The 14,622-nt window shown below is 74.0% G+C and carries 13 protein-coding genes; 2 read left to right on the forward strand and 11 right to left on the reverse strand.

What is annotated here, in order from left to right; genetic code table 11:
- Positions 1–159: 159 nt before the first annotated feature.
- Complete coding sequence (gene tyrS, locus BFL37_RS06820) at positions 160–1,464, reverse strand: tyrosine--tRNA ligase (RefSeq protein WP_086514394.1); 1,305 nt, start codon at positions 1,462–1,464, stop codon at positions 160–162.
- 218 nt (positions 1,465–1,682) lie between these two features.
- Here tyrS and BFL37_RS06825 point away from each other — a divergent pair, with 218 nt between their 5' ends.
- On the forward strand, positions 1,683–2,375 hold the full coding sequence (locus BFL37_RS06825; RefSeq protein WP_086514395.1) for a DNA-binding protein: 693 nt from the start codon (positions 1,683–1,685) through the stop codon (positions 2,373–2,375).
- Complete coding sequence (locus BFL37_RS06830; RefSeq protein ID WP_086514396.1) at positions 2,372–2,971, forward strand: hypothetical protein; 600 nt, start codon at positions 2,372–2,374, stop codon at positions 2,969–2,971. The genes BFL37_RS06825 and BFL37_RS06830 overlap by 4 nt, the downstream gene beginning before the upstream one ends.
- A 30-nt stretch (positions 2,972–3,001) precedes the next feature.
- On the opposite strand, the gene BFL37_RS06835 is transcribed toward BFL37_RS06830, so the two are convergent.
- The 10 genes from BFL37_RS06835 to pheT form a co-directional block, all read right to left on the reverse strand.
- Positions 3,002–3,616 (reverse strand): DNA-3-methyladenine glycosylase, encoded by a 615-nt coding sequence (locus tag BFL37_RS06835; protein ID WP_086514397.1) that lies wholly within the window; start codon positions 3,614–3,616, stop codon positions 3,002–3,004.
- Between the two features lie 7 nt (positions 3,617–3,623).
- Positions 3,624–3,761, reverse strand: a complete 138-nt coding sequence (locus BFL37_RS14575) for a hypothetical protein (RefSeq protein ID WP_172403758.1) — start codon at positions 3,759–3,761, stop codon at positions 3,624–3,626.
- Positions 3,758–5,239 (reverse strand): argininosuccinate lyase, encoded by a 1,482-nt coding sequence (gene argH, locus BFL37_RS06840; RefSeq protein WP_086514398.1) that lies wholly within the window; start codon positions 5,237–5,239, stop codon positions 3,758–3,760. Before argH ends, BFL37_RS14575 begins: the two co-directional genes overlap by 4 nt.
- A 3-nt stretch (positions 5,240–5,242) precedes the next feature.
- Positions 5,243–6,496 (reverse strand): argininosuccinate synthase, encoded by a 1,254-nt coding sequence (locus BFL37_RS06845; protein WP_086514399.1) that lies wholly within the window; start codon positions 6,494–6,496, stop codon positions 5,243–5,245.
- Between the two features lie 47 nt (positions 6,497–6,543).
- Positions 6,544–7,467, reverse strand: coding sequence for an ornithine carbamoyltransferase (argF, locus tag BFL37_RS06850; protein WP_086514400.1), 924 nt, complete (start codon positions 7,465–7,467; stop codon positions 6,544–6,546).
- Positions 7,468–7,608: 141 nt separating this feature from the next.
- The gene (locus tag BFL37_RS06855; RefSeq protein ID WP_086514401.1) at positions 7,609–8,826 is read right to left on the reverse strand and encodes an acetylornithine transaminase; all 1,218 of its coding nucleotides are present in this window, start codon (positions 8,824–8,826) and stop codon (positions 7,609–7,611) included.
- On the reverse strand, positions 8,823–9,734 hold the full coding sequence (gene argB, locus BFL37_RS06860; RefSeq protein WP_172403767.1) for an acetylglutamate kinase: 912 nt from the start codon (positions 9,732–9,734) through the stop codon (positions 8,823–8,825). The genes BFL37_RS06855 and argB overlap by 4 nt, the downstream gene beginning before the upstream one ends.
- A gap of 23 nt (positions 9,735–9,757) precedes the next feature.
- A complete protein-coding gene (gene argJ, locus BFL37_RS06865; protein ID WP_086514403.1) occupies positions 9,758–10,912 on the reverse strand; it encodes a bifunctional glutamate N-acetyltransferase/amino-acid acetyltransferase ArgJ in 1,155 nt (384 codons plus the stop codon).
- Positions 10,909–11,958, reverse strand: a complete 1,050-nt coding sequence (argC, locus tag BFL37_RS06870) for an N-acetyl-gamma-glutamyl-phosphate reductase (protein WP_086514404.1) — start codon at positions 11,956–11,958, stop codon at positions 10,909–10,911. The genes argJ and argC overlap by 4 nt, the downstream gene beginning before the upstream one ends.
- Before the next feature lie 118 nt (positions 11,959–12,076).
- Positions 12,077–14,620, reverse strand: a complete 2,544-nt coding sequence (gene pheT / locus BFL37_RS06875; RefSeq protein ID WP_086514405.1) for a phenylalanine--tRNA ligase subunit beta — start codon at positions 14,618–14,620, stop codon at positions 12,077–12,079.
- Positions 14,621–14,622: the final 2 nt, after the last annotated feature.

Consider the following 14,622-nt stretch of genomic DNA (forward strand, 5'->3'; position numbering starts at 1 on the left):
GGATCATCACCCGCCAGAACAGCTCCGGAAGCTTTTCGCTCCCCGCCCGTTCCGGCGACAAGAGGAGACATTACGCGGACCACCCCACCCCCGCAAAACAACCCGCATCCCGGGCGTGTCGCGACGGCCTCCGAGGAGAAGACCCGGTCAGTGGCCGTTTCAGGCGACCGTGAGGCCGGCGAGGGTCTTCTTCCCCCGGCGGATCACGGCGAAACGGCCGTGCAGGAGGTCGTCCACCACGGCCGCCGCATCCCCCACCGCCACGTTGTTCACGTAGACCCCGCCCTGCGTGATCGCGCGCCGGGCCTCGCCCGCGCTCTGCACGAGGCCGGTGTCGACGAGGGCCTGGATGACCGACGTGCCCACGGCGATGTCCGCCGACGGCAGCTCCCCGAGGGCGGCACGGAGCGTCGCCTCGTCGAGGGCCGCCAGCTCCCCCTGCCCGAACAGCGCCTGCGCCGCGGCGATCGCGGACTCCGTCGCCTCGACGCCGTGCACCAAGGTGGTCACCTCCCAGGCGAGCGCGCGCTGCGCCTCGCGTCGGAACGGCTCGGTCGCCACGGCTCGGGCGAGCTCCTCGATGCGCGCGCGATCCAGGAACGTGAAGATGCGCAGGCGGTGGATGACGTCGGCGTCGTCCGTGTTGAGCCAGAACTGGTAGAAGGCGTACGGGCTCGTGAGCTCCGGGTCGAGCCAGACGGCGTTGCCCTCGCTCTTGCCGAACTTGGTGCCGTCGGAGTTCGTGATGAGGGGCGTGCCGATGGCGTGCGCCGTGGCCCGCTCGCTGCGCCGGATCAGGTCGGTGCCGCTCGTGAGGTTGCCCCACTGGTCGCTGCCGCCGGTCTGCAGCACGCAGCCGTAGGTGCGGTGCAGCTCACGGAAGTCGAGGCCCTGGAGGATCTGGTAGCTGAACTCGGTGTAGCTGATGCCCTCGTCGGAGTTGAGCCGCGCGCTCACGGCGTCCTTCTTGAGCATCGTGCCCACGCGGAAGTGCTTGCCCACCTCCCGCAGGAAGTCGATCGCGCTGAGCGGCGCCGTCCAGTCCAGGTTGTTCACGATGCGGAGCGCGTTGTCGCCCTCGGCTCCGAGGATCGAGGACACCTGACCCTGGAGACGGGACACCCACTCCGCCACGACCTCGGGGGTGTTCAGGGTGCGCTCCGCCGTCGGGCGCGGATCGCCGATCAGGCCCGTGGATCCGCCGACGAGCCCGAGCGGACGGTGCCCGGCCAGCTGGAGCCGGCGCATGAGGAGCAGCTGCACCAGGTTGCCGAGGTGCAGGCTCGGCGCCGTGGGGTCGAAGCCGCAGTAGTACGTGATCGGCGGACCGGCCAGGAGCGACTTCAGCGCCTCCTGGTCCGTCGAGACGTGCACGTAGCCGCGCCAGACGATCTCCTCCCACACGTCCGGGAAGGACGGGTCGTTGCGCTGGGGGGTGAGGCGGGCGGGATCGGCGTTCGTCACCCGATCACGGTATCAGCGCGGCATCCGCGGGACGCCGGGACGCGGCCGCGCCGGCGACATGCGAGCACCGCGGCCCGGCGAGGCGGCTGTCGGTGGTGGAAGCCATGCTCGAAGAGCGCACCGGGCAAACGAATCAGGCCCAGGGGCTTGATCTGTAGATATCAAGTGCATAGCCTTGATGTGCGCGTCTCGCGCGCCGGGCTTCGAGGGGGATCCGCTTGTTCGTCATCACCGCCGACCAGAAGGCCAGTCGCACGGACGTCGACCGTGCCGGGACGGGACGGGACGATCTCGCGGCCCGCTTCGAGGGTCGGCTCGTGCTGCCTGTCGACCGCACGTCCGGGGACGAGGTACAGGCGCTCGTCGCCGACGCGGACACCGCCCTCGACATGGTGCTGGTGCTCACCCGCGCCGGGCACTGGAGCGTCGGGCTCGGCGTCGGCGCCGTGCGCACCCCCCTCCCCCGGGCCACCCGCGAGGCGACGGGCCCGGCCTTCATCGCCGCGCGCGACGCGGTCACCGCGGCCAAGCGGAGCGCGACGCGGTTCGCCCTCGCGGTGGATCCGCCGTCTCCCTCCGTCCCCGACGACCGGGGCTCGGGGCTCCCGGGCGCCGACGAGGTCGAGGCCCTCGTCACCCTGCTGCTGCTCGCGCGGGATCGCCGCACCCCCCAGGGCTGGGACGTCGTCGACCGCATGGCCGACGGCGGCACGCAGCGCGAGGTCGCCGCGGCGCTCGACATCACCCCGCAGGCCGTGAGCACGCGCCTGCGCACCAGCGCGTGGCGGGCGGAGCGGGCCGCGATCCCCGGGCTCGTCGCGCTGCTCGCGCACCTCGACGAGCACGCGTCGGCGGGCGGGGAGCCGGGCGCGGGTTCCCGGCGGTCGACACGCGAAGGGAGCGGCTCGTGATCCCCGTCGGGACGCCCGCGGAGATCGCGGCGTGGGCCGCGCTGTGCGTGCTGGTCACGGCGGCCCTCGTGCTCGCCCTCCTGGCGGTGCGGTCGCCCCGGACGGGTCGGGTCGTCGGCGCCGCGGGCGCCTCGGCGGCCGCGCTCGTGCTGGGGCTCGCGCTCGCGGGCCCCGCGTCCCCGCTCGTCGTCGGGTTCCTCGGCCTGGTCGCGGTCGTGCTCGCGGTGCTGGGCGGCGGATCCGCGGCCACCGTCGTGCTGGACCTCGCGACCCGCGGCTCGGTGCCGCCCGGGGCCTTCGGCGGGATCCTGGTGGCGCCGCGCGGACACGAGGACGACCCGTCCGCGCTGCGTCGGCCCACCCGCGAGGTGCTGCGCGGCGGCGCCACCATCGGCATGCTCGAGCGGCTGGCCGTCGTGGCCGTGATCCTCGCGGGGTACCCCGAGGCGCTGGCCGTCGTGATCGCCATCAAGGGCGTCGGCCGGTTCACGGAGCTCGGCGAGGCCGCGGAGGCCCGCGAGCGGTTCATCATCGGCACGCTCGTGAGCTGGCTGTGGGCCGCGACGTGCGCGGCCGTCGTGCTCGTCGTCCGGTAGCCGCGGGGCGGCCGCGGTCCAGCGGACCGCTCAGCGGCGGACGCGCGGGACGTGCGCCCGGTACGGCGAGACGGTCGGGTCGCCCGGCACCCAGAACCGCCAGGGGAAGAGCTCACCGGAGCCACCGGGTCCGGACACGCCGACGCGCGGGCCAGCGGCCGGGAGGGCGAGCGGCTCGTCCGGCAGGACCAGCCGGTACGGCGGCGCGTCGAGCGCCGCGCCGTCGTCCGAGAGCGGGATGCCGAGGGCGACGGCGAGGCGCGCCGGCCCGCGCGCGAGGTCGCGGTCGCGGACGGCCGCACCCCGACGGGCCCGCGCGACCTCCGCGCCCTCGACGACCTCGCCCGCGCGCAGCAGGACGCCCGCGCTCGTGCCCTCCGGGCCGCAGACGACGTTCGCGCACGTGTGCATCCCGTACGTGAAGTACGCGTACAGGTGCCCGGGAGGCCCGAACATGGTGGCGTTGCGAACCCGCCGCCCGCGGAAGGAGTGCGATCCGGGATCCTCGCCGACCCCGCGGTACGCCTCCACCTCGGTGAGGCGCACGGAGACCCGGCCCTCCTCGGAGTCGCGCGACAGCACCGCGCCGAGGAGCGCGGGCGCCACCTCGACCGCGTCGCGCGCGAAAAAGTCGGCGTCGATCACGCGGGGATCAGAGCAGCTCGCCGTTGAGGCTCGCGACGACCACCACGAACACGAGCACCGCGACGGCCACGCCGATCACGAGCGGCAGGAGCCAGCGGTGCCGCGGCTCGGGCCGCTCGGGACGACGACCGTTCGAGAGCGTCACGCGGACGCCTCCGCGGATGCCGCCGCGCGGCGCTCGGCCGCGGCGTCCGCCCGGGCGCGCAGCTCGGCCACGCGGCGCACCAGCTCGGCGCGCTGCTCGTCGACCCGGACGCGCGCGGTGCCGCCCACGCCGTCGCGGCTCGCCACGGATCCCTCGATGCTCAGGACCTCGCGCACCTCCGGCACCAGGTGCGGCGAGACGCCCTGCAGGTCGTCGTCGGTGAGGCCATCGAGATCCACCCCGCGGGACTCCGCCAGCTTGACCAGCTCGCCCGTGATCTCGTGCGCGTCGCGGAAGGCCACGCGGTGCTTGACGAGCCACTCCGCGACGTCGGTCGCGAGCGAGAAGCCCTGCGGCGCGAGCTCGGCCATGCGGTCGACGTCGAAGCGGAGCGTCGCGATCATGCCGGTGAACGCCGGCAGCAGCACCTCGAGGGTCTGCACGGAGTCGAAGACCGGCTCCTTGTCCTCCTGCAGGTCGCGGTTGTACGCGAGCGGGAGGCCCTTGAGCGTCGCGAGGAGGCCGGCCAGGTTGCCGATGAGCCGACCCGACTTGCCGCGCGCGAGCTCCGCGATGTCCGGGTTCTTCTTCTGCGGCATGATCGACGACCCGGTCGAGAAGGAGTCGCTCAGCGTGACGAAGCCGAACTCGCGCGTGTTCCAGAGGATGATCTCCTCGCTGAGCCGCGAGAGGTCGATCCCGACCTGGGCGAGCACGAACGCGAACTCGGCGACGACGTCGCGGGCCGCGGTTCCGTCGATGGAGTTCTCCGAGCTGCGCGCGAAGCCGAGGTCGCGGGCGACGGCGCCGGCGTCGAGGCCGAGGGTCGAGCCCGCGAGGGCGCCGGATCCGTAGGGCGACACGTCGGCGCGCGCGTCCCAGTCGGCGAGGCGCTCCAGGTCGCGGACGAGCGGCCAGCAGTGCGCCAGCAGGTGGTGCGCGAGGAGCACGGGCTGCGCGTGCTGGAGGTGCGTGCGGCCGGGCATGATCGCGCCGCCCGCGGTCTCCGCCTGCGCGGCCAGGGCGTCGACGAGCTGCACGAGCATCGCGTGGATGGTCGCCGCGTGGTCGCGCAGGTACATGCGGACGAGCGTCGCGATCTGGTCGTTGCGGCTGCGGCCCGCGCGGAGCTTGCCGCCGAGCTCGGGACCCGCGATGTCCATGAGTCCGCGCTCGAGGGCGCCGTGCACGTCCTCGTCGGCGTCGGACGCGACGAGGGCTCCCGAGAGCACGCGGTCCTCCAGGGTGTCGAGCGCCTGCAGCATTGCCTGCCGCTCGGCGTCCGACAGGTAGCCGGCCGCCGCCAGGGCCCGGGCGTGCGCCCGGGACCCCGCGATGTCGTACGGCGCGAGCTGCCAGTCGAAGTGCGTCGAGCGGCTGAGCGCCTGGAGCTCCGGGGACGGACCTCCGGCGAAGCGGCCGCCCCAGAGGGCGCCCGCCTCGCCGGCCCGGGAGGACGGATCCGTGCTCTCGGTCATGCGCTACTCCGCGGCGGGCGCGGCGGCGGTCGTCGCGTCGTCGGCGGCCAGCGCCGCCTGCTCGACCGCGAGGTCGCGGCGCGCGGAGATCTTGCTCGGCAGCGACCACAGCTCGATGAAGCCCTTGGACAGCGACTGGTCGAACGTGTCGCCGGTGTCGTAGGTGGCGAGGTCGAAGTCGTAGAGGCTCGTCTCGCTGCGGCGGCCGGTGACGACCGCGCGTCCGCCGCGGAGCGTCATGCGGATGTCGCCGGAGACGTGGCGCTGCGAGTCCTCGATGAAGGCGTCGAGCGAGCGCTTGAGGCCGGAGAACCAGAGTCCGTCGTAGACGAGGTTCGCCCAGTCCTTCTCCACGCCGCGCTTGTAGCGGCCGAGATCGCGCTCGATGGTGAGCGCCTCGAGCTCCTCGTGCGCCTCGATGAGGGTCATGGCGGCGGGCGCCTCGTAGACCTCGCGGCTCTTGATGCCGACCAGACGGTCCTCGACGACGTCGATGCGGCCGATGCCGTGCGCGCCGGCCGCGGCGTTGAGCTCCTGGACGATGCGGAGCGGCGAGTAGCGCACGCCGTCGATCGCCACGGGGACGCCGGCCTCGAACGTGATGGTGACCTCGGTCGGGTCGCGCAGCACGTCGGGGTCCTGCGTGTACTCGTAGAGGTCCTCGATGGGGCCGTTCCACGGGTCTTCCAGAAAGCCGGTCTCGACCGCGCGGCCCCAGACGTTCTTGTCGATCGAGTACGGGCTCTTCTTGCTCTGCTCGATGGGCAGGTCGTGCTCGTTCGCGTACACGATGGCCTTGTCGCGCGTGAGCGCGAGGTCGCGGACGGGCGCGATGGAGGTGAGGTCGGGCGCGAGGGCGGCGACGGCGGCCTCGAAGCGCACCTGGTCGTTGCCCTTGCCGGTGCAGCCGTGCGCGACGCTGTTCGCGCCGAGCTCGTGGGCGACGCGCGCGAGGTGCTTCGCGATCAGCGGGCGGCTGAGGCCCGACACCAGCGGGTAGCGCTTCTGGTACAGCGCGTTGGCCTTGAGCGCGGGGACGATGTAGTCGTCCGCGAACTCGTCCTTCGCATCCACCACCACGGCCTCGACCGCGCCGCAGTCGAGCGCGCGCTGCCGGATGACCTCCATGTCCTCGCCGCCCTGGCCGACGTCGACCGCGAGGGCCACGACCTCCTTGCCGGTCGCGTCCTTGAGCCAGCCGATGCCGACCGAGGTGTCGAGTCCGCCGGAATATGCCAGTACCACGCGTTCGGCCATGCCGTTCTCCGTTTCGTTGCTGAGGTGTCTCGGGTGTGCGGGCTGCGTCAGGACTGGCGCAGGAGCCAGACGAGCAGCGCCTTCTGAGCGTGGAGGCGGTTCTCCGCCTCGTCCCAGACCACCGATCGCGGGCCGTCGATGACCTCGGAGGCCACCTCGTACTCGCGGTCGGCGGGCAGGCAGTGCAGGAAGATCGCGTCATCGACCGCGTGCTCCATGAGCTCGGTCGTGACCTGGTACGCGCCGAGCTCGGCCAGGCGCACGGCCTTCTCCTCCTCGCGGCCCATCGACACCCAGGTGTCGGTGACCACGACGTCGGCGCCGGTGACGGCCTCGACCGGATCCGTGAGGATGCGGACGGAGCCGCCCGTGGACGCGGCGATGCGCTCGGCGTCCGCGACGACGGACTCCGACGGCACGTAGCCGGCCGGTGCGGCGATGCGCACGTGCATGCCCGCGGTCGCGCCGGCGAGCAGGTAGGACTGCGCCATGTTGCAGGCGCCGTCGCCGAGGAACGTGAGGGTCTGGCCGGCCGGGTCCCCGCGGTGCTCGCGGATCGTGAGCAGGTCGGCGAGGAGCTGGCACGGGTGGAAGTCGTCGGAGAGCGCGTTGACGACGGGGACCGTCGTGCCCGCGGCCATCTCCTCGAGGCCCGCCTGTCCGTACGTGCGCCAGACGATGGCGGCGACCTGGCGCTCGAGCACGCGCGCGGTGTCGCTCGCGGTCTCCTTGCCGCCGAGCTGGCTGCTGGCGGTGCTGATGACGAGGGGGACGCCGCCGAGGTCCGCGATGCCGACCGCGAAGGACACGCGCGTGCGGGTCGAGGACTTGTCGAAGATGACCGCGACCGTCTGGGGACCCGCGAGGGGGCGCTCGGACCAGCGCTCGCGCTTCAGCTGCACCGCCAGATCCAGCACCTCGGCCTGCTCGGCCGGGCTCAGGTCGTCGTCGCGCAGGAAGTGGCGGGTCATCGCATCGCTCGCTCTCGGGGGGACTCGGGACTGGACAAGCCTAGGGGACGTGCGGGGGCCGCCCCGTCGGCGGGCGACCGGCGGGAGATGCCGGCGGGACGGGTGGGATCGGCGCTCCGACGCGGATCCGCGCGGCCGAGATCAGCGCAGGCGCGCCAGCGCGCGGCCGAACCGCTCGCGGAAGTCGCGCACCTCGGCGTCGCCGACGATGAACGGCGGCGCGATGCGGAGGCTGCGCGCGTTGGGGGCGTTGATGATGAGGCCCTCGCCGAGCGCGGCGGCCGCGATGCGCCCGCCGTCCTCGTGGTGGAGGCCGACGCCGATGAGGAGGCCGCGGCCGCGGACCTCGGCGACGAGGGGCGAGTCGAGGCCGGTGATGGCGGCGCGGACCTCCTCGCCGCGGCGGGCGGCGTTCTCGACGAGCCCGGCGTCCTCGATCTCGGCGAGCACCGCGTTCCCCGCGGCGGTCGCGAGCGGGTTTCCGCCGAAGGTGGATCCGTGCTGGCCCTTCTGCAGGAGGTCGGCCGCGGCGTCGAACGCGACGAGCGCGCCGATCGGCACGCCGCCGGCGATCCCCTTGGCGATCGTGACCGCGTCGGGCCGCACGCCCTCGTGCTCGTACGCGAACCAGCGGCCCGTCCGGCCGACGCCCGTCTGGATCTCGTCGAGGATCAGCAGCGCGCCGTGCTCCCGCGTGAGCTCGCGGGCACGGCGGAGGAAGCCGGCCGGCAGGTCGACCACGCCGGCCTCGCCCTGGATCGGCTCGAGGATGAGCGCCTGCACGGTGTCGTCGATCGCGGCCTCGAGCGCCTCGAGAGTGGGCGCGATGTGCTCGACGCCGCCGGGCAGCGGGAGGAACGGCGCCTGCAGCGCGGGCTGGCCGGTGAGCGCGAGCGCACCCATCGTGCGGCCGTGGAACGAGCCCTGCAGCGTGATGACGCGCGTGCGCCGCTCGGATCCGTTGCGGCGCGCGAGCTTGAACGCGGCCTCGTTCGCCTCGGCGCCGGAGTTGCCGAAGTAGACGCGGCCCGTGTCGCCCGCGCCCGTGATGCGGCGGAGGCGCTCGGCGAGCGCGATCTGCGGCGGCGTCGCGAAGTAGTTGGACACGTGCGCGAGCGTGGAGACCTGCTCCGTGACGGCGCGGATGAGCGCCGGGTGCGCGTGCCCGAGCGAGTTGACGGCGATGCCGGCGAGGAAGTCGAGGTACTCGCGGCCGGTCGAGTCCCACACGCGGCAGCCCTCGCCGCGCACGAGCATCGCGAGCGGCGGCGGGGAGGAGCGCATCATCGCGGCCTGGAAGCGGTCGGACCACTCGCTCTCGGTCTGCGTGGTGCGGCGCTCTGGCTGGGTCGTGGTCATGCGGGCACGACCTCCGTTCCGATTCCGTTCGTGGTGAAGATCTCGAGGAGCATCGAGTGCGGGATGCGGCCGTCGATGATCGCGGCCTTGGGCACTCCCCCGTCGACCGCCTCGAGGCACGCGGCCATCTTGGGGATCATGCCCGACTCGAGCGACGGCAGCAGGGCGCGGAGCTCGTCCGCGCGGATGTGGGAGACGAGGGATCCGCGGTCGGGCCAGTCGCGGTAGAGGCCGGCGACGTCGGTGAGGATCACGAGCTTCTCGGCCCCGAGGGCCACGGCGAGCGCGGCGGCCGCGGCGTCGGCGTTGACGTTGAGCGACACGGACGCGTCGGACTCGTCGGGCGCGATGGAGGAGACGACCGGGATGCGCCCCGCGTCGAGCTGCGCGAGCACGGCCGTGGGATCCACCGCAACGACGTCGCCGACGAGGCCGAGGTCGACCTCGACGCCGTCGACGACGGCTCCGCGGCGACGGCCGGTGAACAGCCCCGCGTCCTCGCCGGAGACGGCGGCCGCGAGCGGGCCGTGCGCGTTGATGCCGCGCACGACGTCGCGGCTGACCTGCCCGGTGAGCACCATGCGGACGACCTCGAGCACCTCGGGAGTGGTGACGCGGTATCCCCCGCGGAACTCGCTCTCGATGCCGAGGCGCGTGAGCATGGCGCTGATCTGCGGGCCGCCGCCGTGCACGACGACGGGCCGGAGCCCGGCGTAGCGGAGGTACACGACGTCCTCCGCGAAGGTGCGCGTGAGCTCCTCGTCGACCATGGCGTTGCCGCCGAACTTCACGACCACGATGCGGTCGTGGAAGCGCTGGAGCCACGACAGCGACTCGATGAGGGTCGCGGCCTTGGACTCGGCCTGCGCCTGGTCGAGGTCGGCGGCCTCCTGCGTGATGGCGGTCACGTCCGTCCCGTCTGCGTCGCCCATCAGCTGGCGTACGCGCTGTTCTCGTGCACGTAGTCGTGCGTGAGGTCGTTGGTGAGGATGGTCGCCGTGGCGTCGCCCGCGTGCAGGTCGATGAGCACGTGCACGGCGCGCGGGTGGAGGTCCACCAGGTCGCGGCTCTCGTGCGGCTCGCCCGCGCGGCACACCTGGACGCCGTTGATGGCGACGTCGATGCCGTAGGGGTCGAAGGCGGCGCCGGTCGTGCCGACGGCGGCGAGCACGCGACCCCAGTTGGGGTCGTTCCCGAAGACGGCGGCCTTGAAGAGGTTGCTGCGCGCGACCGCGCGCCCGACCTCGACGGCGTCGTCGTCGGACGCCGCGTGCACGACCTCGATGGCGATGTCGTGGGCCGCGCCCTCGGCGTCGGCCTGGAGCTGCTCGGCGAGGTCGGCGCACACCGCGGTGAGGGCGGCCTGGAACTCGTCCGCGTCGGGCGCCACGCCGGACGCGGCGCTCGCGAGGAGCGTGACCTGGTCGTTGGTCGACATGCAGCCGTCGGAGTCGAGGCGGTCGAACGTCACGCGCGTGGCCTCCCGGAGCGCGGCGTCGAGCGCGGCGGCGTCGAGGTCGGCGTCGGTGGTGATCACGACGAGCATCGTCGCGAGGCCCGGCGCGAGCATGCCGGCGCCCTTGGCCATGCCGCCGACCGTCCAGCCCGCGTCCGACGCGCGGACGGACTGCTTGGGCACCGTGTCGGTGGTCATGATGGCGCGGGCCGCGTCGTCCCCGCCGTCGTCGGAGAGCGCGACCGAGACCCGGGCGACCCCGTCCTCGAGCTTCTCGAGCGGCAGCTGCTCGCCGATGAGGCCCGTGCTGCAGACGAGCACGTCGCCGCTCGAGACGTCGAGCGCGCGGCCGACCGCCTCGGCGGTGGCGTGCGTGACCTGGAACCCGCGGGATCCCGTGTAGCAGTTGGCGCCGCCCGAGTTGAGCACGACGGCGCTCACGAGCCCGTCGCCGATGACCTGGCGCGACCAGAGGATGGGGTTCGCCTGGCAGCGGTTGCTCGTGAAGACGGCGGCGGCCGCCTGCGACGGCCCGGTGTTGCGGACGAGGGCGACGTCGAGGGCGCCGGTGGACTTGAGGCCGGCGGCGACCCCGCCGGCGACGAAGCCGCGCGCCGCGGTGACGCTCACGGTGCCACCCCGTTGACCGGGAGGCCCATGGCCTCGGGCAGCCCGAGCGCGATGTTGGCGGACTGGATCGCCGCGCCCGCCGTGCCCTTGACCAGGTTGTCGATGGCCGTGACCGTGACGACCCGACCCGCGGCCTCGTCGATCGCGAGTCCGACGAGCGCCGTGTTCGAGCCCGTCACGTCGGACACGTTCGGGAACGACCCATCCGGCAGCAGGTGGACGAACGGCTCGTCGGCGTAGGCGAGCTCCCAGGCGGCGCGCACGTCGTGCGCGGAGAAGCCGGGGGCGAGGCGCGCGGTGGCCGTGGCGAGGATCCCCCGGGCCATCGGCACGAGCACGGGCGTGAACGAGACGCTCACGTGCCCGCCGCCCGCCGTCTCGAGGTTCTGGCGGATCTCCGGGGTGTGGCGGTGGGTGCCCCCGACCGCGTACGCGCTCGCCGAGCCGAGGATCTCGCTCGCGAGCAGGTTCGTCTTGAGGGCGCGGCCCGCGCCGGACGGGCCGACGGCGAGCACGGCGACGATGTCCTCCGGCTCGATGACGCCCGCGCGGATGCCCGGCTGGAGCCCGAGCGTGATGGCGGTGACGTTGCAGCCGGGCACCGCGATGCGCTTCACGCCGGACAGACGCGTGCGCTGGGTACCGCCCTCCTCCGCGTGCAGCAGCTCGGGGAGCCCGTACGGCCAGGCGCCCGCGAACTCGCCGCCGTAGAACGCGTCCCATGCCGCCTCGTCGACGAGACGGTGGTCGGCCCCGCAGTCGATCACGAGGGTCTGGTCGTCGAGCTCGGCCGTGATGGCGCCCGACCTGCCGTGCGGGAGCGCGAGGAAGACGACGTCGTGGCCGGCGAGCTGCTCGGCGGTCGTCTCCACGAAGGTGCGGTCGGCGTACGAGGTGAGGTGCGGGTGCACCTGGCGGAGACGCTCGCCCGCGTTCTGGAAGGCGGTGAGCGTCTGGACCTCGAGGCGCGGGTGGTCGGCGAGCAGGCGGAGGAGCTCCCCGCCCGCGTAGCCGCTGGCGCCCGCGACGGCGACTGAGAATGACATGCATCAAATCTAGTGCCGGTGCCGGAGGGGTCCCGCCGGGGCGGTGCCCGGGGACGGACGCGCGGGCGGGCCCTGAGGAGGAGCCCGCCCGCGCGGATGGCGCGTGCTGCGGCGGCCGCTACTCGCGGAGCGCGGCGCCGAAGCGCTCGGCGGCGAGGCGCACGGATCCGTCGCGCGCCTCGCTGGCCTCGGCCGCCGTGAGCGTGCGGTCCGGTGCGCGGAAGCGCAGCGCGAACGTGAGCGAGCGCGTGCCCTCCTCGACGCCGGGCCCGCGGTAGTCGTCCACGAGCCGCGCGGTCTCGAGCAGCTCGCCCGCGCCCTCGACCACGGTGCGGAGGATCTCCCCCGCCGGGATCTCGAGCGGCACCACCAGGCTGAGGTCCTGGGTGGCGACGGGCATCGAGGTGAGCGTGCGCACCTCGACCGCGCCGCCCGCGAGCTCGACGAGCCGGTCGAGGTCGACCTCGGCGAGCGCCACGCGCTCGGGCAGGTCGAGCTCGGCGGCCAGCGCGGGCAGGAGCTCGCCCGCGAACCCGACGATGACGGGGCCGTCGGCGGTCACCGCCTCGACCGCGGCCGTGCGCCCCGGGTGCATGGCGATGTGCGCGCCCTGCTCGAGGCGGATCTCCACGCCCACCGCGTGCGCGAGCTGCCGCACGGCGTCGAGCGCGTCGACGAGTCCGGCCCGCTGCGCGGGGGTGCCCGGCTGCTTCGGGACGGCGTCGCCGAGGATCAGCATGCCCACGTGGCGCGGCTGCGGCGGGATGCCCGCGTCGAGCGCGCGCAGCGCATCCGCGTCGGGACGCGCGGCCCCGGGCGGCATCTCGGGCGATCCGTAGGCGACCCCCGCGCGGGGCAGGAACACCGTCCCCGTCTCGAAGAGCGCGAGGTCGGTGGATCCGCGCGACAGGTTGCGCCGCGCGATGTCGATGAGCCCCGGCAGCAGCGAGCGGCGGAGGAACGGGAACGCCACGTCGAGCGGGTTCGCGAGGCGCACGGCGGGGGCGTCCTCGCGGTCGGCGGCGCCGAACCGCGCGTTCTGCGCCTCGGACGTGAACGGCGATCCCATGACCTCGGTGAGCCCGGAAGCGGCGAGCGCGATCGAGGTCTGCCTGCGGAGGCGCTGGGCCGCGGTGAGCCCGCGTCCGGGAGGCGCGACGGGGAGCACGGCGGGGATCCGGTCGTAGCCGACGATGCGCGCGACCTCCTCTACGAGGTCGGCGCGGTCGCGGAGGTCCGGGCGCCAGGTGGGCGGGGTGACGACGAGGACGCCGTCCCGCTCCTCCAGCGCGCAGCCCACGTCGACGAGCGCGTGGCGCACCTCGTCCGCGGTGTAGTCGACGCCGACGAGCGACGCCGGGTAGCCGAGCGGGAGCTCGACGGCCGCGGGGGGCACGGTCGTGTCGAGGATCGAGCCGAGGCCCTCCGCGTGGCCGCCGGCGAGCTCCTCGAGGAGCTGCACGGCGCGCGCGGCGGCGGCCGGGGCGATGCGCGGATCCACGCCCCGCTCGAACCGCTTGGACGCCTCGCTCGGCAGCTTGTGGCGGCGGGCGGTCCGCGCGATCGACACGGGATCGAAGCCGGCCGCCTCGATCAGCACGCGGCTGGTGCCCGCGCCGATCTCGGTGGCCGCCCCGCCCATGACGCCCGCGAGCCCGACGGGCCCCGAGTCGTCCGCGATGACGAGGTCCTCGGCGTGCAGGGCGCGCTCGCGCCCGTCGAGGGTCACGAGCCTCTCGCCCTCCGTCGCGCGGCGGACGACGATGCCGCCCTGCAGCCGGTCGAGGTCGTACCCGTGCAGCGGCTGGCCGAGCTCGAGCATCACGTAGTTGGTGACGTCGACGGCGAGCGAGATCGACCGGACGCCCGCGAGCGTGAGACGCGACACCATCCACGGCGGCGTGGGCCGGGACAGGTCGAGGCCGGAGACCACGCGCGTCACGAACACGTCGGCGCCCGAGCGGCCGCGGATCGGGGCGTCGTCGTCGACGCGCACCTCCACACCCGCGACGGGCGCGTCGGCGGCGAGCAGCGCGAGCGCGTCCGCGGGGTCGGTGAACGCGGCGCCCGTGGCGTGCGCGTACTCGCGGGCGATGCCGCGGATGGAGAACGCGTAGCCGCGGTCGGGCGTGACGTTGACCTCGACCGCGCGGTCGTCGAGGTGCAGGAGCGCGAGCGCGTCCGTGCCGACCTCCGGGTCGAGCCCGAGCGAGGACAGGACGAGGATCCCGTCGTGCTCCTCCCCCAGCCCGAGCTCCCGGGACGACGCGATCATGCCGTCGGACACGTGGCCGTACGTCTTCCGCGCGCTGATGGGGAACGGGCCGGGGAGCACCGCGCCGGGCAGGCTCACCACGACCTTGTCGCCCACGGCGAAGTTGTGCGCGCCGCAGACGATGCCGCGGACGTCCTCGCCGCCGTCGGCGGCCGTGGCGCCCTCGGGCGCGACGCGGACGCTGCACCAGTTGATGGTCTTGCCGTTGGTCTGCGGCTCGGGGCTCGCCTCGAGCACCTGCCCGACGACGACGGGGCCGGAGATCGAGAACGCATGGACGTCCTCCTCCTCGAGGCCCACCTTCACGAGGGAGGCGTGGACGTCCTCGGGGGTGATCCCCGCGGGGAGCTCGACGTGCTCGCCGAGCCAGCTGATCGGGATCCTCACGA

The sequence above is a fragment of the Clavibacter michiganensis genome (assembly GCF_002151125.1).
GTDB classification, from domain to species: Bacteria; Actinomycetota; Actinomycetes; order Actinomycetales; family Microbacteriaceae; genus Clavibacter; species Clavibacter michiganensis_C.